Genomic DNA, 1,604 nt, shown 5'->3' with positions numbered 1-1,604 from the left:
TGTCAAGCATAAATGAAAATGTCTCGAAAAAACTTTAACATGAGCCCCGGTTTTCAGGGGCTTTTATTTAATATCCGTGTTAACACTCTAATCATGCACTTTTTAGATCTTCTTCGATCCGATGCGGCTGGGAATGCACAAATTTATTGAAGACAGGACGTCTCCATGGATGATTCATCGGCGGTATGTACTGTTTACGGGGTTTTTGCGGTTCATAGTCTGCATCAAGGTTTTTTGACTTGGGTTCATGTTCGGGAATTTCCTCCAACGCATAGATGTCCTTATCGTTGACACAGCAGAACTTCCGACCGTCATACGCCTTGATCACCATTGTCTTTGTACCTTTGCGGTAATGGATCTGTTTTCCGTTCTTGTCTAACATTCTGTAAAAATGCTTTTCAAGCTGGATAGCATGGCCACAGTCTACCGTCCGTTCAATTAAAACAGCCAGAGTCAGATTGATTTTTTCTTCATCTGGTTGCGATTCAAAAACAGATTTGCTAACATTAAGTGGAAGTGAAAACTTCTTGTTGAATTCTTCTATGTAGGAGTGGAGGAATTCATTGGCACTCTCGATATCAGTTATGCCTGCCAGACGAAGTTCGATCGGAAGGCGTGACTGAAGTGTCTGATTCAGCCGTTCCACACGGCCCTTGGCCTGTGGAACGCTGCTGGATTCAAGTTCAACGCCGAGCTGTTTGCAAGCATAAGCAAACTGGGTGTAAGTGTCCTCATCGTCCGATGGGGCATTTTTCTTTTTGTAGGTAAATACCGTACGTCTGTCTGTGAAAAATTTATAAGGAATGCCATAATTCGTCAGGATCTGATGGAATACGTGATAGTAGCCGTTCAACGTTTCCTGCGTATCGAACCAGGCGCCGGTGATTATGCCGAGAGCATCGTCAATCGCCAGATGAAGGTGCCAGACCTGTCCATTGACCCATTCGTACGGCGTGGCGTCCATCTGCTCCATCTCGCCAAAATAAGCACATCTGGGGCGCCTGCTGTGGGCGTCTTCTACAGCAACCAGATTGGATTGTATGGTATCTTGTTCCTTTTGCGACCGAGCTGTTTTTTTCAAAATAGCAAGCTCCTTTTTTACACGTTTGCGCTTAGCTTTAGTAACCTTTGGGGAGAGGATGTATTCTTTTTCAAGGATGTTCATTACCGATGATGCGGATATATGGATCCCCTCAAAGCGCTCTAGTAATTCCGTATAATGCTCGAAATTTGCCTCATAGTACTTTGTACGGTAGAGATCAACGATCTGTTTCCGTACGTCATCGGCAATGGTTGTTGATGGTTTACGTCCTTTGTTGCCATGAATGAAAAAAGTCTTGCCTTCTTTGAGATATCCGGCAATCATACGGTTGATATGCCGCCTGGTACAACCAAGTTTCAGTGCTGCACGATCCTTGTTTCCGGTTTCAGGATGATCCACCAGAGACTTGATCACCTCATATTTATTCTGTTCATCCATTGATAAAGTTACCCTTCTTATAAGCTATGTCCTCCGATCTGATAGATTATAGAAAGTAATATTCTACCATAATCGGGACATTTTCATTTGTGGTACATCAGGACTTTATCATTTATGGCTTATA

The 1,604-nt window shown here is 43.4% G+C and carries 1 protein-coding gene; it reads right to left on the bottom strand.

The genetic code is table 11. The features are described 5' to 3' along the window. Positions 1-91 precede the first annotated feature (91 nt). Positions 92-1,480, bottom strand: a complete 1,389-nt coding sequence (locus ACTNDI_RS13940) for an ISNCY family transposase (protein ID WP_441101565.1) — start codon at positions 1,478-1,480, stop codon at positions 92-94. Between the last annotated feature and the right edge of the window lie 124 nt (positions 1,481-1,604).

Origin of the sequence: Bilifractor sp. HCP3S3_D3 (assembly GCF_052063915.1) — a bacterium.
In the GTDB taxonomy this organism is placed as follows: Bacteria; Bacillota; Clostridia; order Lachnospirales; family Lachnospiraceae; genus Bilifractor.
Note: the sequence above shows the minus strand (reverse complement) of the source record. Positions and strands in the feature narration are given on the sequence as shown.

Bases quoted from the DNA above. Each gene is read 5' to 3' on its own strand.
- ACTNDI_RS13940 (WP_441101565.1), bottom strand. From the start codon at position 1,480: ATGGATGAACAGAATAAATATGAGGTGATCAAGTCTCTGGTGGATCAT.